The organism is Streptomyces yokosukanensis (assembly GCF_001514035.1).
Classification (GTDB): Bacteria; Actinomycetota; Actinomycetes; order Streptomycetales; family Streptomycetaceae; genus Streptomyces; species Streptomyces yokosukanensis.
Genome location: NZ_KQ948214.1, coordinates 247,610 through 266,017, shown reverse-complemented (window position 1 = coordinate 266,017; position 18,408 = coordinate 247,610). Strand labels below are relative to the sequence as shown.

Here is an 18,408-nt window from a genome sequence, read left to right as displayed (position 1 = left end):
AGGGGGGACGCCATGGGAGAGGTGCGGGGTTCTTCCGACGTGCCCACGACCGTGCGGGTCATCGCCATCGCGAGTCTGACCCCCCTGGAGGAACTGGAGGCGGACCCCTTCCTCGTCGACTCCCGCAGCCAGCACGCGATGTGCGCCCGCTGGGCCGCCGAACGCGGATACGTCATCGCGCGGGAACTGCTCGTCGGCGGACTGCGCTTCGACCACGGCGCACTGTGGGACGGCGTCCGCCCCGGAGTGGACGTCTTCGTCGCCCCCAGCATGCGCGTGCTCCGGCGGGCCCTGTCCTCGGTCGAGGCGTTCACCGCCGAGTGCGCCCGGCGCGGCGTACGCGTGGAGACCGTCGGGCGGGCCGAGCCGTCGTACGACGCGCAGATGAAGGCGCGTGTCCACCGCCGTCTGTCCATGCCGACGGCCGGCTACGACGGCCGCTGACCCACCCCTCGCCGCACCGCCGCCGTACCGACGGCGCCCGCATCCCCACGGCCCCGGGCGTGCCCTGCCGGTATGACAAGGTGGAGGGCGGCCCGGTCGGCCGACCGGGCGATACGGGGTCCCTCCCGCCGAAGTGGCGGGGGAGGGCCGGGACGTGAGGTGTACGGGGCGTGCGAGGCGTGCGATGGCGGCGGATCGCCAGTCAGATCGGGCGGAGCGTCGCCGTATGGGCGGTCTCCACCCTCACCATGCTGGTCCTCGCCGCGCTCCTGCCCGACTTCCAGCTCCAGTCCGCCGACGGTGACAGCGCCACCCGCATCGCCGTCACCGCCGCCTGCGGCGCCGGCGCCTTCGGTGTGCTGTCGGCCGTGGTCTGGCCGCTCCTGGTCCGGCTCCTGCTGCTCGTCCCCGCCTTCGTGCTCGGTCTGCTGGTCTTCTTCCTCAACGGCTCGCTGCTGCTGCTCGCCCTGCGCATCAACCCCTCCGGCCGCGGCGCGGCGGCCCCCGAGACCGCCGTGATCGTGGCCGCGGTGATGTCCGCCGTCGCCTCGGCCACCGGTGCGGCCCTCGCCGTCCGCGACGACGAGACCTACCGGCGCCGGCTGCACCGCCTGGCCGCCCGCCGCCGCAGATCCGACCCGCCCTGCCCGGCCACCCCCGGCCTGGTCTTCGTGCAGCTCGACGGGGTCGGCCACGACGTCCTCGTGGACGCGGTCCGCAAGGGCCTGATGCCGACCGTCGCTCGCTGGCTGGGCACGGGCGGGCCCGGGGCGGACGGCCTCCCGTCGAGCGGCCACGGCCTGCGGCCGACCCATCGGCTCAGCCCGTGGCGCACCGACTGGTCGAGCCAGACCGGGGCCAGTCAGCTCGGGATCCTGCACGGCAGCACCTTCGACGTGCCGGCCTTTCGCTGGTACGAGAAGGACCGCGGGGAGGTGATGGTGTGCAACAGGCCGACCAGCGCCGCCGAACTGCAGCGCCGCGCCGTGCTGCGTACGGCCGACGGCGGACTGCTCTCGGTGGACGGCGCCAGCCGAGGCAACCTCTTCAGCGGCGGCGCCGGCGAACAGGCCCTCGTGCTGTCGATCGCGGCTCGCCGCCGCAGCCGGGAGAACCGTTCCCGCGCCGGTTACTTCGCCTACTTCTCCGACCCCGCAGGTGCCGTCCGCACCGCCCTGTCCTTCGTCGCCGAGGTGGTCCGTGAGATCGGCGAGTCCACCCGGGCCCGGCTGCGCAGACAGCGCCCCCGGGTGAGCCGCGGCGGCCTGTATCCGTTCGTCCGCGCCTTCGCCACCGTCGTCGAGCGGGACGTCGTCGTCGCCGCGGTGATGGGCGACATGCTCGCCGGCCGCACCGCCGTCTACGCCGACCTCGTCGCCTACGACGAGGTCGCCCACCACTCCGGACCGTGCAGCCGGGACGCCGAGAAGGTCCTGCGGCGCCTCGACCGGTCCCTCGCCCTTCTTCAGCGGGTCGCCGAACACGCCCCCCGCCCCTACCGCCTCGTCGTCCTCTCCGACCATGGGCAGAGCCCCGGCGAGACCTTCCACGCCCGCTACGGGCTCACCCTCGGCGACCTGGTCCGGGCGGGCTGCGGGCTACCCGTGCCGCGCCGCGCGCAGCGGACGCACAGCGGTGCCGAGGCCCGCGCCGCCGTCCGTGCCGCGCTGGGCAGGCCCGTCGAGGAGGACAGGGGCGAGCGGCGCCGGGCTTCCCGTGGCTCCGAGCCGATCGTGCTGGCCTCCGGCAACCTCGCACTCGTCTCCTTCCCGGACGTGCCGCACCGCATGACCAAGGAGGAGATCGACGCCCGCCACCCCGCCCTGCTCACCACCCTCGCCAACCACCCCGGCATCGGCTTTCTGCTGGTGCGCAGCGAGGAGCACGACGGTGTGGTGCTGGGTGCGCACGGCGTCGAAATCCCGCTCGCCGACCTCGACGACGAGCCCGGCCCGCTGGCCCGATTCGGCGCCGGTGCCGCCGACGCGGTCCGCCGCACCCACTCCTTCCCGCACACCGCCGACGTCATGGTGAACTCCGCCCACGATCCGGCCGACGGCGAGGTCCTCGCCTTCGAGGAGCAGATCGGCTCCCACGGCGGGCTCGGCGGCGCCCAGTCCCACCCGTTCCTGCTCTCTCCGGTGGAGCTGTCCGCACCGGCCGGGGACCGGGAGGAGGTGGCCGGCGCCGAGCAGGTGCATCACCTCCTGCGCCGCTGGCTGGGCGAACTGGGCGGCCCCGAGGTGCCGCTGGAGGCCGACACCGAGGAGGAGAGGGCGGCCTGACCGCCGCGGGACGCCGCCCGGCACGCGACGTCACCTCCCGTTCACCGGGTGTGGGCCGGTCTTCGGTGTGCGACGGGCGCGGATGTGATCGGATAGGACCTGGAATCCCGGAAACCGGGCCGACCACCCGCGAAAGGAACCACCGTGGCCACCACGCGCACCGCGCACACCGTCTGGGAAGGCAACCTGCTCGAGGGCAGCGGCGTCGTCACCTTCGACTCCTCCGGCATCGGCCGGCAGCCGGTGTCGTGGCCGTCGCGCGCCGAGCAGGCGAACGGCAAGACCAGCCCCGAGGAGCTGATCGCCGCCGCCCACTCCAGCTGCTTCTCCATGGCCCTCTCGCACGGCCTGACCGGTGCCGGCACCCCGCCCACCCGTCTGGAGACCAAGGCCGACGTGACCTTCCAGCCGGGCACGGGCATCACCGGCATCCACCTCACCGTCCGCGGCGAGGTGCCGGGCCTGGACGCCGAGGGCTTCGCCTCGGCCGCCGAGGACGCCAAGAAGAACTGCCCGGTCAGCCAGGCCCTGGCCGGTACGACGATCACGCTGACGGCCGAGCTGGCCTGACGGCACGCAGGTCCCCGATGCCGCGTCCCGCTCCGGGGGCGCGGCATCGCCGTGTCCGGGCACCCTGGCATTGACAGGGCGGCGGGCACGCCCTGTGCTGGGAGTGCGGCAGGCGCCCGGGCGGAAGGGGACGAACCATGGCACGTGCGGTCGGGATCGATCTCGGAACGACGAATTCGGTGGTGGCCGTCCTGGAGGGCGGTGAGCCCACCGTCGTCAGCAACGCGGAGGGTGCGCGCACCACACCGTCGGTGGTGGCGTTCGCCAAGAACGGTGAGGTACTGGTCGGTGAGGTCGCCAAACGGCAGGCCGTGACGAACGTGGAGCGCACCGCCCGCTCGGTGAAACGGCACATGGGCGACGCCGGCTGGCGCTTTCCCGAGCAGGGCACCGTCGACGGCTCCCGGCTGCGCGCGCAGGAGCTGTCGGCACGGGTGCTGCAGAAGCTGAAGCGGGACGCGGAGGCCTACCTCGGCGAGGACGTCACGGACGCGGTGATCACCGTACCCGCGTACTTCGACGACGCCCAGCGGCAGGCCACCAAGGAGGCCGGCGAGATCGCGGGCCTGAAGGTGCTCAGGATCATCAACGAGCCGACCGCCGCCGCCCTCGCCTACGGCCTGGACCGCGGCGAGGAGCAGACGGTGCTGGTCTTCGACCTCGGCGGCGGCACCTTCGACGTGTCCCTGCTGGAGATCGGCGACGGAGTCATCGAGGTGAAGGCCACCAACGGCGACACCCACCTCGGCGGCGACGACTGGGACCAGCGGATCGTCGACCATCTGGCGAAGCGGTTCAAGGCGGGGCACGGCATCGATCTGGCCGCCGACAAGATGGCGGTGCAGCGGCTGCGCGAGGCCGCCGAGAAGGCCAAGATCGAACTGTCCTCGTCCTCGGAGACCTCCGTCAATCTGCCCTACATCACCGCCTCCGCCGACGGCCCGCTGCATCTGGAGGAGAAACTGACGCGGGCTCAGTTCCAGGAGCTGACGGCCGACTTGCTGGATCGCTGCAAGAAGCCCTTCCACCAGGCCGTCCAGGACGCCGGGATCCAGCTGTCCGCGATCGACCACGTCATCCTCGTCGGCGGCTCCACCCGGATGCCCGCCGTGACGGACCTGGTGCGTGAACTCACGGGCAAGGACCCGCACAAGGGCGTCAACCCCGACGAGGTGGTCGCGGTCGGCGCCACTCTCCAGGCCGGTGTCATCCGCGGCGACGTCAAGGACGTGCTGCTGCTCGACGTCACCCCGCTGTCCCTCGGTATCGAGACCAAGGGCGGCATCATGACCCGGCTGATCGAACGCAACACCACGATCCCCACCCGCCGTTCGGAGATCTTCACCACCGCCGCCGACAACCAGCCGTCGGTCGGCATCCAGGTCTATCAGGGCGAACGCGAGATCGCCGCCTACAACAAGAAGCTCGGCGTCTTCGACCTCACCGGGCTGCCGCCCGCCCCGCGCGGCGTCCCGCAGATCGAGGTGGCCTTCGACATCGACGCCAACGGGATCATGCACGTCTCCGCCAAGGACCTCGCCACGGGCCGCGAGCAGAAGATGACCGTCACCGGCGGCTCCGCCCTGCCCAAGGACGACATCGACCGCATGATGCGGGAGGCGGAACAGTACGCCGAGGAGGACCGCACACGCCGGGAGGCCGCCGAGACCCGCAACCAGGCGGAGCAACTCGTCTACCAGACGGAGAAGTTCGTCGGTGACAACCGGGACCGCATCCCCGCCGACACACGCGGCGAGGTCGAGGCGGCCGCCGCGGAGCTGAAGACCCTCCTGGGCCAGAACGCCGACACCACCGCCCTGCGCACCGGGGTGGAGAAACTCGCCACCGTCAGCCAGAAGATGGGGCAGGCCATGTACGCCGACGCCTCCTCCTCCACCTCCTCCACGTCCTCGGCCTCCGCCGCGGGGGCTGCGCCGGAGAGCGAGGCGGCGGACGGTGTGGTCGACGCGGAGATCGTGGACGACGAACCCGGCGGCAAGGACGGGGCCGTCTGACGCCGGCCCCCGGGCTCCGGCGCGGCGGCCCTCACATGAGCGCCGTCAGGTTTCTGATCGCCTCGTGGGCCCATTCCTGCGTGGCCGCCCCGACCCCGGCCGCCGCACCCGTGGCGACCGGGGCCAGCACTCCCTTCAGCCCGTTCAGCGCCCGCCGCAGCCGGCCCGGTTCGGGCGCCTCGGGCCCGGTGACCTCCGCCAGCACCTCCTGGGCGGCGGCCACGGCGTCCAGCCGGTCCCGCTCGGCGAGCCCCGCCCCCGGCAGCTGCCCGAGGAGATCGCCGACGAGCCGCGCGAGCGCCTCGAAGCCGGGCGCGACCGCACCGTCGTTGCGCTGGTTCTGGGTGACCTGGTCGTTGTTCCAGGCGAACTGGTTGCCCGAGGCCGGTCCGTGGAACACCGGACCGCCGTGGGCCTCCCGCCGCTGCGGGTCGCTCATGAGCCTGCTCCGTCCTGTCGGGTCTGCTGCTGGTTGACGCTGGCGTTGCCCCAGGCGAACTGGCAGTTGTGGACGGCGCCGTAGAAGACCGGGGCGTTGTAGTGGTTGATGACGGGCGGCGGCGGGGGAGCGGGCGGCTCGGCGAACTCCTTGGCGACCCGCAGCGAGGAGTCGAGCGAGACGACGTCGACACGGCCGTTGTGCTGTACGGCCGTACCGCCCGGGGCGCCGGTCACGGAGCAGTCCACCAGCCGGCCGCTGCTCATCCCCTGCACGGACACGGCCGCGTGCCCGCAGTCGGCGAAGCGGCTCCCGGCGACGTCCACGAACGCCGAGTCCGTGGAGCCGAGACCCGGTCCGTCCGGGCCGGTGACGGACAGGTTCCGGGCGACCAGCGTCGAGCTGCCGATGGCGAGGACCCCGAGACTCATCTCGGCGACCTCGCAGTCGTGCAGGGACAGCTGGGACTCCTCGATGGCGGAGAAGCCCACGAGCCCGCGCCGCGTGGTCACCCCCCGCACCGTGACCCGCGACGTCCCGCACGAACCCACGGAACCCAGCTCGCAGTCCTGGAACCACCCGCCGGTCAGCTCCGCCGCGGTGTCGGAGTCGCCGAGCGTCTCCAGGCCCGCCGCGCACGCCTCGACCCGCACGTCCTCGAAGACGGCCTTGGACCCCTCCCGTACCCGCAGGGCGACGCTCGTCAGGCGCCGGGCGTCGATGCGGCTGAAGCGGCCCCGGGACCTGTCGAGGACCGCGACACCGACGTGGCCGCCCACGATCCGGCAGTCCGTGACCGAGGGCGCCCCGCCCCGTGTGACGAACACCGCCACGGTCCCGGCGTCGCGCACCTCGCAGTCCTCGAACGTCCCGCGGCCCGCGTCCGGGACGTTGATGCCGGTGTCCCGGCAGTCGGTGAACACGCACGAGCGGACGACGGGATCGCTGCCGGTCGTCGCCGCGACCCCGTGCTCGGCGTCGCTCACCCGGCAGCCCCGCATCAGCCCCCGGGACTGGCCCGTGAACAGCACCCCTTCGGCCTGTACGGCGCTGATCACACAGTCGGCGAGGGTGAGTTCCGCCCGGGTGTCCGCGCACACGGCGGCCCGCCCGGTGCCGGTCAACTCGCACCCCGTCACCTCGGCCCAGGCGTCGCTGACCCGTACCCCGTGGATCCGGCTGTCCTCGAACCGGCTGTCGCGCAGCTCCAGCCGGCCGCCCTTGATCACCGCGACGGCGTTGTCGGCGGCGTCGGTGAACCGGCATCCCCGCACGCTCCCCGTGGCACCGGTGAACAGCACCCGTCCGTACCGGAAGGAGCAGTCGGTGAGCGTGGCCGCGGTGCCGTGCCGGGCGTGCAGACACACCCCGTCATGGGCGCGGACCGCCACCCGGTCCAGCACGAGGGCGCCCGCACGCAGATCGACCACGTCGGCCTCGCGTCCGACCAGCTCCAGTCCGCGCACCACCACCGACCCTGCGGCCTCCAGCACGGTGCCCCGGGGCGGGGTCACCAGCACGGAGCCCGGCGCGCCGAGCGCGGCCAGCTCGACCTCGCCCCGGACCGTCAGGCACTCCTCGTAACGTCCCGGCTCGATCTCCACCCGGGCCGGACCGCGGCGCCCGGCGGCAGCCCGCAGCGCGGACCCGATGTCCGGGTAGCGTCCCCGTCGCCCCTGCGGTGCGACCACATACCGCCTGACCATGCCCGCGTTCCCCCGCCGTGCTCGTCGGTGGTGCCGTCCGCTCGCAGCGACCGATGCTACCGGAGCACTCAGCCGCCGAGCCGCTCCCAGCCGCGCCGCTCCGGCCGCGGGCCCAACTGCCGTGGATCCCGGCGGCGGTAGACGACATAGGGCCGGAACAGATACTGCAGCGGCGCGCTGAACATGTGCACCAGCCGGCTGTACGGCACGAACGCGATCAGCACCATGCCGATCACCGCGTGCACCTGGAACAGCACGGGCACGTCGGCCATCAGATGTGTCTTCGGCCGGAGGGTGAACAGGCTGCGCGCCCAGGGGGCGATCGTCTCGCGGTAGTTGTAGCCGTTGCCGGAGGCGTGCGAGAGTTTGGCGGTCATGCCCAGCACGATCGCGCCGAGCAACAGGACGTACATCGCCTTGTCGTTGGCCGTCGTCGCCCGGAAGACCGGCGCGCGGGTGCGGCGGCGGAAGACGAGCAGCCCGATCCCGGCGACCGCGAGCGCTCCGGCCGTCGTGCCACCGTAGAGCGAGAACAGGTGGTACGTGTGCTCGTCCACCCCGATCGCCTCGGTCCAGGACATAGGCACGAACAGGCCGATGAGATGCCCGGCCAGCACGAACAGGATGCCGTAGTGGAACACCGGCGAGGCGATGTTCAGCAGCCGGGACTCGTACACCTGCGAGGAGCGGGTGGTCCAGCCGTACTTGTCGTAGCGGTAGCGCCAGACGAGCCCGGCCACCAGCAGGGCGAAGGCGATGTAGGGCAGGGCGCCCCACAGGAGTGTCGTCATCGGCGCACCCCGGTGCAGACGGTCGGCAGCGCGGCCGACACGGCGTCCAGGACGGCCGCGTACGGCGTGCCGTGGTCGGTCAGCCGGGTACGCAGCTGGTCCAGGCCGTCGCGGTATTCGGTCAGCAGGCCGGTGTCGCCGGTCCGCGCGGTGAACTCCAGCACCGCCGGCAGGAAGTCCGGCAGCTCCTCGCCGCTGAACGTGAGGCCGTGCGCGCGGTAGACGTCCTGGAAGCGGACCAGGGACATACCGCGCCGCCGGGTGTCCCCGTCGTGCCACCAGCTCAGGTAGAGGCTGTGCCGGTTCTTGAAGTCGAAGACCTGCACATAGTGCGCGGTCAGCTCCCGCAGCGGGGTGAGCGCGGCGTGGTCGGTGAACGTGCGCAGCTGCGGGGCGGCCTCGCGCAGCAGCGGAAGCCGGGCGACCAGATCGTCGTCCGGGTAGGTCAGGCAGAGCGCCGCCGCCTGGAACAGCACCGCGTCCGAGGGCATCAGATCTCCTCCGCGTCGGCCGGGTCGTCGGAGGTCTGCCGTCTGCGCAGGCCGTGGAAGTTCTCCACGGACACCAGCGGCAGGCTCCTGCGCCCGGAGTCCTGGCCGAACGGGCCGTCGCCGCCCATGCCGGGCCCGCCGTCGTACTCGAGGCTGCACCCCTCGGGCAGCGCGGACTCCTCCAGCCGGCGGGCGTCGCCGACGGCGGCGGTCGGGATGACGTACCGGTCCTCGTACTTGGCGACGGCCAGCAGCCGGTACATCGACTCGATCTCCTGCGGCGCCATGCCGACCGCGGCGGCGACCGAGGTGTCCGGTTCCTCGCCGATGTTGAGGGCGCGCATGTGGGAGCGCATCGCGGCGAGCTTCTCCAGCGAGGCCCGCACCGGGGCGGTGTCCCCGGCGGTGAACATCTCCGCCAGGTACTCCAGCGGGATGCGCAGGGTGTCGATCGCGCCGAACAGATTGGCCGCGTCCTCCCCGTCGTGCCCGCTCTCGCTCAGGGCGTCCACGACCGGCGACAGCGGCGGGATGTACCAGACCATCGGCATCGTCCGGTACTCCGGATGCAGCGGCAGCGCCACCCGGTACCTGCTGATCAGCGCGTGCACGGGGGAGCGGCGGGCGGCCTCGATCCAGTCGTACGGGATGCCGGCCCGCTCGCAGGCCGTCCGCACCCCTGCGTCCTCCGGATCCAGGAACACTCCCAACTGGGCCTGGTACAGATCCTTTTCGTCCCGGACGGACGCGGCGGCGGTCACCTCGTCGGCGTCGTAGAGGACGACGCCCAGATAGCGCAGCCGGCCCACACAGGTCTCCGAGCAGACCGTCGGCAGGCCGACCTCCAGCCGCGGATAGCACAGGGTGCACTTCTCGGCCTTGCCGGTGGCGTGGTTGAAGTAGACCTTCTTGTACGGGCATCCGGTCACGCACATCCGCCAGCCCCGGCAGTGGTCCTGGTCGACCAGGACGATGCCGTCCTCGGCCCGCTTGTACATCGCGCCGGACGGGCAGGAGGCGACACAGGCCGGGTTCAGGCAGTGCTCGCAGATCCGCGGCAGATAGAACATGAACGTCTGCTCGTAGGAGAACCTCACCTTGTCCGAGGCCTGCTCGCGCAGCCGCTCCACCATCGGGTCGAGGTCGCCGTAGGCGGGAGCGCCGGCCAGGTTGTCGTCCCAGTTCGACGACCACTCGATCTTCATCGGCTTGCCGGTGATCGACGACACCGGCCGTGCGACCGGGTAGTCGTCGCCGAGCGGGGCGTCGGTGAGGTTCCTGTAGTCGTACGTCCAGGGCTCGTAGTAGTCCTTGATCTCCGGGAGCCTGGGGTTGGAGAAGATCCCGGCGAGCTTGTGCAGCCGCCCGCCCGCCTTGAGCCTCAGCGATCCGCGCCGGTTCAGCTCCCAGCCGCCGCGCCACTTCTCCTGGTCCTCGTACTGGCGCGGACAGCCCTGTCCGGGCCGGGTCTCGACGTTGTTGAACCAGACGTACTCCATGCCGCGCCGGTTGGTCCATGCCTGCTTGCAGGTGACCGAACAGGTGTGGCAGCCGATGCACTTGCCGAGGTTCATGACCATCGCGATCTGGGCCATGGGACGCATCAGTACTCGACTTCCTGGCTGCGGCGCCGGATCACCGTCACCTCGTCGCGCTGGTTGCCCGTCGGGCCCAGGTAGTTGAAGGCCCAGGAGAGCTGGGCGTATCCGCCGATCAGATGGGACGGCTTGAGGATCAGACGGGTGAGCGTGTTGTGGATGCCGCCGCGCATCCCGGTGGTCTCCGTCTTCGGGACGCCCACCGTGCGTTCCTGGGCGTGGTGCATGTAGACCGTGCCGGCCGGCATCCGGTGCGAGACGATCGCGCGGGCGACCACCACGCCGTTGCGGTTGACCGCCTCGATCCAGTCGTTGTCCCGCACCCCGATCGCGTCGGCGTCCTGCGGGGCCATCCAGATGCTCTGCCCGCCCCGGGAGAGCGCCAGCATGAACAGGTTGTCCTGGTACTCGGAGTGGATCGACCACTTGTTGTGCGGGGTCAGATAGCGGACCGTCACCTCGGCGCCCTTCGCCGACGAGCCCAGCAGGTTGGCCCGCCACAGCGTCAGCACCCGCGGCCAGTTCTCCGGCGCGTCCGGGTCCTCGCAGGCGAACCTCAGTGCCCCGGTGCGCAGTTCCGCGACCGCCTTCGCCACCGGGTCGCCGAACTCCTCGCCGAGGTCCAGGGAGTTGCGGTTGAAGGTGGGGTACGACGGCATCCAGCCGGCGCGGGCCGACAGGGCGAGGCAGTCCGCGCCGGTCATCCCCGCGAACCGGCCCTCGCCCAGCGGCGAGGCGAGCACATCGGCGCCGAAGCGGTCGTAGCGCCACTGGTCGGTGTTGAGGAACCAGTACGCGGTGCCGATCATCTGCCGCGGCGGCCGGGCCCAGTCCGAGGCCGCCGCCAGCGTCGCCCAGCCGGTCGCCGGGCGGCACTTCTCCTGGCCGACGTAGTGCGCCCAGCCGCCGCCGTTCCGGCCCTGGCAGCCGGTGAGCTGCAGCAGGGCCAGGAAGGCCCGGTAGATGGTCTCGGAGTGGAACCAGTGGTTGGTGCCCGCGCCCATCAGGATCATGCAGCGGCCCTCGGACCGCTCGGCGGTCCGCGCGAACTCCCGGGCGATCTTCACGCACTTGGCGGCCGGCACCGAGGTCAGCGCCTCCTGCCAGGCGGGGGTCGCCGGCGTCCGGTCGTCCTCGTACGAGTCGGGCCAGTCGCCGGGCATCCCCGGCCGGTGCACACCGTACTGCGCCAGCAGCAGGTCGTAGACGGTCGTCACCAGGGGGCCGCCCGCGCCGCCCAGCCGTGTCGCCGGCACACCGCGCGCCAGCACCGCACCGCGGCCCTGTCCGTGTGCGCCGCCCTCGGTGTCGAACCGCGGCAGCAGCACCTCCACCGGGGCCGCGACGTCACGGCCGTACAGGCTCAGGGCGGGGGTGATGTCGCCGAGTTCGAGATTCCATCTGCCCTCGCCGGACGTGGTCCAGCGAAAGCCGAGGGAGCCGTTCGGGACCACGGCCCGGCCGGTCGTCTCGTCCAGCACCACCGTCTTCCACTCGGCACCCTCGCCGTCCTGCCGGAGATCGGTGGCGCGCAGGAACTTCGCCGGCACGTACCCGCCGTCCCGCTCGGTCAGCGTCACCAGGAACGGCAGGTCGGTGAACTTCCGTACGTAGTCCGCGAAGAACGGGGTCTCCCGGTCGACGAAGAACTCCCTGAGGATCACATGGCCCATCGCCAGCGCCAGTGCGCCGTCCGTGCCGGGATGCGGATGCAGCCACTCGTCGGCGAACTTGGTGTTGTCCGCGTAGTCCGGCGACACCACCACGACCTTCTGTCCCCGGTAGCGCGCCTCCACCATCCAGTGGGCGTCCGGGGTGCGGGTCACCGGCACGTTCGAGCCCCACATCATGAGATACGCGGCGTCCCACCAGTCGCCCGACTCCGGTACGTCGGTCTGGTCGCCGAAGACCTGCGGGGAGGCCACGGGAAGGTCGGCGTACCAGTCGTAGAACGACAGCATCGGCGCGCCGATCAGCGAGTGGTACCGGGCGCCGGCCGCGTGCGACACCATCGACATCGCCGGGATCGGCGAGAACCCGGCGACGCGGTCCGGGCCGTAGGTCCTGATGGTGTGCACCTGGGCGGCGGCGACCAGCTCCACCGCCTCGTCCCAACTCGCCCGCACCAGGCCGCCCTTGCCGCGCGCCTGCTGGTAGCGGCGGCGCCGCTCGGGGTCGCCCTGGAGGTCCGCCCAGGCCGGCACCGGGTCCTTCAGCCGCTCCCTGGCCTCGCGGTACATCTCCAGCAGCACACCGCGGACGTAGGGGTAGCGCACCCGGGTGGGGGAGTAGGTGTACCAGGAGAACGCGGCGCCGCGCGGGCAGCCGCGCGGCTCGTACTCGGGCCGGTCCGGGCCCACCGAGGGATAGTCCGTCTCCTGGGTCTCCCAGGTGATGATGCCGTCCTTGACGTACACCTTCCACCGGCACGAACCCGTGCAGTTCACGCCGTGCGTGGAGTGCACGACCTTGTCGTGGCTCCACCGGTCCCGGTAGAAGGCGTCGGCCTCACGCCCGTCGGTCATGGTCACGCTGTGCAGGTCGGGCGAGGGCGTGCCGGGCCGGAAGAAGCGCCCCGCGGACAGCAGGGCCGCGCCGGGCTCCGTGGGCGGTGTCTGCGTGTCGGTCACGTACGCTCCCTCGGCTCACCCCGTGGTCAAACCTAGGGGCGGGCGCGGGGGCGCACCTGTTCGTAGACCCGTACGGGTCACAGGGTCGCGCGGAACTCCCGCAGCAGGGTCCGGGTGCGCTGTGTCGACGCGGCGCGCGCCGTCATGTGGTCCAGCACCTCCAGGTGCGCGGAGACCTCACGGCGGGAGTCCAGGTAGAGGGCGCCGGTCAGATACTCGGTGAACACCATGTCCGGCAGCTCCGGCTCGGCGAAGCGGAACAGCGTGAAGGGCGCGTACGTCCCCGGATGCGGGCCCGCCGCGAACTCGGCGACCTGCAGGGTGACCCGGTCCCGCTCGGCGTACTCCAGCAGCTTGTCCACCTGGCCCCGCAACACCTCGGGCCGGGTGCTCACCGGGCGTCTGAGGACCGTCTCGTCCATGATCACCCACAGATGGGGCGGGTCGTCCCGCTCCAGCAGCCGCTGGCGCTCCATGCGCAGCGACACATGCCGGTCCACGGTCTGCGGCGAGGTCTGCCCGATCGTCCCGGCCTCCAGCACCGCCCGCGCGTACTCCTCGGTCTGCAGCAGACCGGGAATGAAGTGCGGCTCGTAGGAGCGGATGATCCGGGCGGCGCCCTCCAGGCTGACGTACAGGCTGAACCAGTCCGGGAGCACGTCGTGGAACCGCTGCCACCAGCCCGGCTGGTTCGCCTCCTCGGCCAGCCGCACGAAGGAGGCCGCCTCCTGCTCGGTCACCCCGTAGGTGTCCAGCAGCACCTGGACGTACGGGATCTTCAGGGCGACCTCGGCCATCTCCATCCGCCGCACCGTCGCCGACGCCACCCTGAGGACCCGGGCGGCCTCCTCCCGGCTGAGGCCCGACGCCTCGCGCAGTTCCTGCAGCCGTTTGCCGAGCACCACCTGGCCCACGGTGGGCGCAGCCCGCCGCTCACTCACGCCACGCCCTCCCCTACGCGCCGAGACACCCGGGCAGTCTGCCATGCGATCCCCTCTCGCACACCGGTCCGAGGGAATCGGGCGTTCCGGGGGAGCGGTCAACCGGCCACGGTGTGCAGATACTTGGCGGTCGCCGGGTCGGCCGGCAGAAACGTCTCGATGGCGAGTTCGGCGACGGTGACGTCCATCGGGGTGTTGAACGTGGAGATCGACGACACGAACGACAGGATCCGGCCGTCGTGCTCGATCCGCAGCGGCAGCGCGAAATACACGGCGGGCCCGGCCGGTTCGTCGTCCTGCGCGCCCTCGGGCAGCGGGTAGGCCGCGACCTCCTCGTACAGGGCGCGCAACTGGTCCGAGCGCTGCAGGGCGATCTGCCGCTCCATCTGCGACAGCAGATGCCCCCGCCACTCGCGCAGATTGCGGATGCGCGGCGCCATCCCCTCCGGGTGCAGGGTCAGCCGCATCGCGTTCGGTGCAGGCGACATCAGCTTCTCCGGCACGCCCTCCAGCAGCATCGCGATGCCCCGGTTCGCGGCGACGACCGTGTAACCGGCGTCGACCACCAGCGCCGGGTAGGGCTCATAGCCCTGGATGAGCCGCTCCATGCCGTCGCGCAACGCGTCCAGCGACGGGTCGTCCAGCGGGGTCTCCGGGTAGCGCGGGGCGTAACCGGCCGCCAGCAGCAGGGAGTTGCGCTCGCGCACCGGCACGTCCAGATGCTCGGCGAGCCGCAGCACCATCTCCTCGCTCGGCCGGGACCGGCCGGTCTCGATGAAGCTGATGTGCCGGGCCGAGGAGTCGGCGCGCAGCGCCAGCTCCAGCTGGGAGACCCGGCACCGCTCCCGCCAGGCGCGCAGCAGGGGGCCGACACCCTTGCCCTCGGCGGGGGCGGTGGCGGACGCGGAAGGGCCGGTGGCGAGAATGGTCATACGACCGACCGTAGCCGAGTCGCTCATACATGTGACCGAAGTCGAGGAGTTACGTATGAACCAGCCGTGGCCGAAGCCGTGGCAGACGCCGTCCCTGCAGGCCGCCGCCGTGTACCGGGCGAGAGTGCGCGGCTGTCTCCTCGGTGGCGCGATCGGTGACGCCCTCGGCTACCAGGTGGAGTTCTCCACCCTGGACCGGATCCGCGCCGCACACGGCCCGCGCGGCGTCACCGGTTTCGTCCTCGGTACGCCCGGTGCGGTCGGCCTGATCAGCGACGACACCCAGATGACCCTGTTCACCGTCGAGGCCCTGGTCCAGGCGCGGACACAGCCGCGCGAGTCGTGGTCCCTGGTGCTGCGCCAGGCGTACGAGCGCTGGCTGCGGACCCAGTCCCAGCGCGGCCCCGAGCAGCCGGCGCCGGGGGAGCCCGCCGCCTCGGCGGGCGGCCTGGTCACCGAGGCCTGGCTGTACTCCCGTCGCGCCCCCGGGAACGCCTGTCTGTCCGGCGTCGCCCAGATGTACGCGCCCGACCCCGCGCTCCCGCTCGACGGCTCGCCGGGCGAGGTGAACCCCGACTCCAAGGGCTGCGGCACGGTGATGCGCTCGGCCCCGTTCGGCCTGGTGGCCCCCGCCGACGCGGCCTTCGCCATGGCGGCGCGCGGCGCCCAGATCACCCACGGCCATCCCACCGGCTACTACGCGGCCGGCGCGTTCGCCGCGATCGTGGCACATCTGGTCGCCGGGGACGGTCTTCAGGGCGCGGTGCTGCGCACGCTGCGGCTGCTGGAGCGGCACCAGGGGCACACCGAGACGTCGGCCGCCCTGCGCGCGGCCCTGGACCTCGCCGACGGCGGGGCACCGACGGCCGAGAAGGTGGAGTCCCTCGGCGCGGGCTGGATCGCCGAGGAGGCCGTCGCCGTCGCCGTCTACTGCGCGCTCGCCGAGCCCGACCCCGAGGCGGCGCTGCTGCTGTCCGTCAACCACTCGGGCGACAGCGACTCCACCGGCTCCGTCTGCGGCAACCTGCTCGGCGCGTGGCACGGCGACACCGGTCTGCCGCACGGCTGGGTGGCCCGGGTGGAGGGCCGGGACCGCATCGCGGCGCTCGCCGACGACCTCGCGGCGGCGTACACGCAGGGCTGAGCGCGCTCGCGGGGCGGCGTACGCGCGGGGCCGCCGTGGCAGGCTGAACCCGTAACCGCCGTCCCGCCCCTCGAAGGGAGCCCGGCCATGGCCGTAGAACCGTTGTCGCAGAAGGAGATCGAGGACCGGCTGGCGGAGCTGCCCGGCTGGTCGGTCGACGACGCCGGCCGGCTCACCCGCTCCTACCGCCTCGGCTCGCATGTCGCGGCGGCGGCGCTGGTCATGCACGTCGCCGCCGTCCAGGACGAACTGGACCACCACTCCGACCTCGTCCTCGGCTACAACACCGTCTCCCTCAGCGTCCACACACACAGCGCGGGCGGCGCACTCACCGCCAAGGACTTCGCGCTCGCCCACAGGGTGGAGGACATCGCCCCAGGTCACGGCGGACACTGAGGGGTGTGCTGGACTACGACAAGGAAGCCGACGCCTACGACGTCTCACGGGGCGGCGAGGCCCGCGCCGCGGCGGCCACCGAAGCGGTGCTCGGTCTCGTCCCCGACGGGCCGGGTCATCTGCTCGACGTGGCCTGCGGCACCGGCATCGTCACCCGCCGCCTGGCCGCCGACCGTCCGGGGCTGAGGGTGACCGGCGCCGACCTCACCCCCGCCATGGTGTGCAGGGCGGGGGCCCGGCTGCCCGGCGCGGTCGTACGGGCCGACAGCCGCCGACTGCCCTTTCGCACCGGCGCCTTCCACGTGGTCACCAGCATCTGGCTGCTGCATCTGCCGGACGCCCCCGAGGACGTCCGCGCGATCGTCGCCGAGTGCGCCCGGGTGCTGCGGCCCGGCGGGATCTACGTCACCACCGTCGACAAGGCCGCGGCGCACGACGTCGGCAGCGACATCGACGCCGTGCTCGCCCCCCGCCCGCGCCGCACCGCCCAGGACGCCGCCGCCACCGTCACCGGGCACGCCGTCCGCCACGGGCTCCGGCCGGCCGGCGACGGCGTGTTCCGCGGCGTCGGCCAGGGCCGCAGCCCGCGCGCCACCATCGCCGACCTGCGCCGCGGCTGGTTCACGATGCTGCCCCCCGGCCAGTCCCGCACGGAGGAGTTCGCCACACGCCTCTCCCGCCTCCCCGACCAGGACCGCCCGCGACCCGACCCGGTGTTCGCGGTACGGGCGTTCCGCAAGCCGACGGCGGCGTGAGGAGACGGGAAGGCGGGAGGCAGGCCGGGCGCGGCCGGTGCGGGTGACGACGGATGCGGGGCGGAACGCCTGCCCGCCGCTGTCGTGGCGCCGCCCCCGGCGGATCGCGTGCCCGCGATGTGTTGCGCGGCACCCGCAATTTTTTGCGGCACCGGCAACGAAGGTGGCATCCGTCCGTGCGCCGTCGCAGGCTGGCCGCATCCGAGCGAGAGGCTGACCACCATGGCACACGACCACCACGACCCCGACGACCGCCACGGGCACTCCACACACCAGGGCCACAGCCACGGGCACGGAGACGACATCGACTGGGGCGCCATGGTGGCGCTGCTGGAGGCGGAGGCCGAGGTGCACAGCCCGGCCTACGCTCGTGCCCTGGCCTGGCTGGGCGAGGAGGTGACCGAGCCCGGTCTGATCGTGGACGCGGGCAGCGGGCCCGGGGTGATCGCATGCCTCATGGCGAAGACGTTCCCCGGCGCACGGGTGGTCGCCGCCGACGGCTCCGCGCCGCTCCTGGAGCACGCCCGGGCCCGAGCCGCCCGCCAGGGCGTCGCGGACCGCTTCGACACCATCACCGGTGAACTGCCCGATTCCCTGGCCGAGTTGGACTATCCGGCGGACCTGTTGTGGGCCAGCCGCAGCCTGCACCACCTCGGCGACCAGAAGGCCGCGCTCGCCGCGTTCGCGGACCGGCTCGCCCCCGGCGGCACACTGGCCATCCTGGAGGGCGGCCTGTCCGGCCGCTGTCTGCCTCGCGACATCGGCTTCGGCCACCCCGGACTCCAGGCCCGCCTCGACGCGGTCCAGGAGGACCGCTTCGCCCGGATGCGTGCCGAGCTGCCCAGCGCGGTCGCCGTGACCGAGGACTGGCCGGCCCTGCTGGCGGGTGCCGGTCTGAAGCACACCGGCACCCGCAGCTTCCTCCTCGATGTGCCCGCCCCCCTCCCGGACCGGGCCCGCGCCTTCGTCGTCGCCAGGCTGACCCGCGCCAGGGAGGCCTACGCCGACGCCCTGGACGCCGAGGACCGCGCCACCCTCGACCGCCTCCTCGACCCCACCGATCCCGCCGGCGTCCACCGCCGCCCCGACGTCTTCGTCCTGGCGGCCCACACGGTGCACCGCGCGGTACGACCGGTCTAGGGCCTGTGTCGGCCCGAGCCGTCCGGCACCGCCGCCTCCCCTCGGTCCCCTACCGCCGTACGTGCGACGGGACTTGACTTCGAGGGCTCTCCAAGTGATGGACTGCCCGGCGTTCACCGACGCACAGGGGG

General features: G+C 72.6%; 16 protein-coding genes and 1 pseudogene. 8 read left to right on the top strand and 9 right to left on the bottom strand.

The window, feature by feature from the left end; genetic code table 11:
* Positions 1-12: 12 nt before the first annotated feature.
* The 4 genes from AQI95_RS23370 to dnaK all read left to right on the top strand — a co-directional run bounded on the left by AQI95_RS23370 (position 13) and on the right by dnaK (position 5,314).
* Positions 13-444 carry a hypothetical protein gene (locus AQI95_RS23370; protein WP_067126965.1) on the top strand — a complete coding sequence of 144 codons (432 nt, stop codon included), beginning with the start codon at positions 13-15 and terminating at the stop codon, positions 442-444.
* 170 nt (positions 445-614) lie between these two features.
* The gene (locus tag AQI95_RS23365) at positions 615-2,729 is read left to right on the top strand and encodes a phage holin family protein (protein ID WP_067126962.1); all 2,115 of its coding nucleotides are present in this window, start codon (positions 615-617) and stop codon (positions 2,727-2,729) included.
* A 144-nt stretch (positions 2,730-2,873) separates the two neighbouring features.
* Entirely contained in the window at positions 2,874-3,299 is a 426-nt protein-coding gene (locus AQI95_RS23360) for an OsmC family protein (protein ID WP_067126960.1), read from the top strand.
* Between the two features lie 137 nt (positions 3,300-3,436).
* Positions 3,437-5,314: a molecular chaperone DnaK gene (gene dnaK, locus AQI95_RS23355; protein WP_067126957.1), complete on the top strand. Its 1,878-nt coding sequence runs from the start codon at positions 3,437-3,439 to the stop codon at positions 5,312-5,314.
* Between the two features lie 31 nt (positions 5,315-5,345).
* On the opposite strand, the gene AQI95_RS23350 is transcribed toward dnaK, so the two are convergent.
* From AQI95_RS23350 to AQI95_RS23315, 9 genes and pseudogenes are all read right to left on the bottom strand, one after another.
* Positions 5,346-5,753 (bottom strand): hypothetical protein, encoded by a 408-nt coding sequence (locus AQI95_RS23350; RefSeq protein WP_067126954.1) that lies wholly within the window; start codon positions 5,751-5,753, stop codon positions 5,346-5,348.
* Positions 5,750-7,459, bottom strand: coding sequence for a right-handed parallel beta-helix repeat-containing protein (locus AQI95_RS23345; RefSeq protein WP_067126951.1), 1,710 nt, complete (start codon positions 7,457-7,459; stop codon positions 5,750-5,752). Before AQI95_RS23345 ends, AQI95_RS23350 begins: the two co-directional genes overlap by 4 nt.
* 68 nt (positions 7,460-7,527) lie before the next feature.
* The gene (narI, locus tag AQI95_RS23340) at positions 7,528-8,250 is read right to left on the bottom strand and encodes a respiratory nitrate reductase subunit gamma (protein ID WP_067126948.1); all 723 of its coding nucleotides are present in this window, start codon (positions 8,248-8,250) and stop codon (positions 7,528-7,530) included.
* Positions 8,247-8,741 (bottom strand): nitrate reductase molybdenum cofactor assembly chaperone, encoded by a 495-nt coding sequence (gene narJ, locus AQI95_RS23335; RefSeq protein WP_067126945.1) that lies wholly within the window; start codon positions 8,739-8,741, stop codon positions 8,247-8,249. Before narJ ends, narI begins: the two co-directional genes overlap by 4 nt.
* Positions 8,741-10,345, bottom strand: coding sequence for a nitrate reductase subunit beta (gene narH / locus AQI95_RS23330; protein WP_067126942.1), 1,605 nt, complete (start codon positions 10,343-10,345; stop codon positions 8,741-8,743). Before narH ends, narJ begins: the two co-directional genes overlap by 1 nt.
* Positions 10,345-10,797: a molybdopterin dinucleotide binding domain-containing protein gene (locus AQI95_RS50575; protein WP_482255587.1), complete on the bottom strand. Its 453-nt coding sequence runs from the start codon at positions 10,795-10,797 to the stop codon at positions 10,345-10,347. Before AQI95_RS50575 ends, narH begins: the two co-directional genes overlap by 1 nt.
* Positions 10,780-12,969: pseudogene (locus tag AQI95_RS23325) on the bottom strand (molybdopterin-dependent oxidoreductase); the annotation flags it as partial. The pseudogene AQI95_RS23325 and the gene AQI95_RS50575, both read right to left, overlap by 18 nt.
* A 77-nt stretch (positions 12,970-13,046) precedes the next feature.
* Entirely contained in the window at positions 13,047-13,910 is an 864-nt protein-coding gene (locus AQI95_RS23320) for a helix-turn-helix domain-containing protein (RefSeq protein ID WP_067126936.1), read from the bottom strand.
* Positions 13,911-14,008: 98 nt separating this feature from the next.
* Positions 14,009-14,842 (bottom strand): helix-turn-helix domain-containing protein, encoded by an 834-nt coding sequence (locus tag AQI95_RS23315; protein ID WP_067126933.1) that lies wholly within the window; start codon positions 14,840-14,842, stop codon positions 14,009-14,011.
* Positions 14,843-14,897: 55 nt separating this feature from the next.
* Here AQI95_RS23315 and AQI95_RS23310 point away from each other — a divergent pair, with 55 nt between their 5' ends.
* From AQI95_RS23310 to AQI95_RS23295, 4 genes are all read left to right on the top strand, one after another.
* Positions 14,898-15,986, top strand: coding sequence for an ADP-ribosylglycohydrolase family protein (locus AQI95_RS23310; protein WP_067126930.1), 1,089 nt, complete (start codon positions 14,898-14,900; stop codon positions 15,984-15,986).
* Positions 15,987-16,073: 87 nt separating this feature from the next.
* On the top strand, positions 16,074-16,382 hold the full coding sequence (locus AQI95_RS23305; RefSeq protein ID WP_067126927.1) for a 4a-hydroxytetrahydrobiopterin dehydratase: 309 nt from the start codon (positions 16,074-16,076) through the stop codon (positions 16,380-16,382).
* A gap of 5 nt (positions 16,383-16,387) precedes the next feature.
* Positions 16,388-17,137: a class I SAM-dependent methyltransferase gene (locus AQI95_RS23300; protein ID WP_067126923.1), complete on the top strand. Its 750-nt coding sequence runs from the start codon at positions 16,388-16,390 to the stop codon at positions 17,135-17,137.
* A gap of 222 nt (positions 17,138-17,359) precedes the next feature.
* Positions 17,360-18,277, top strand: a complete 918-nt coding sequence (locus AQI95_RS23295) for a class I SAM-dependent methyltransferase (RefSeq protein ID WP_067126920.1) — start codon at positions 17,360-17,362, stop codon at positions 18,275-18,277.
* The last annotated feature ends 131 nt before the right edge of the window (positions 18,278-18,408 follow it).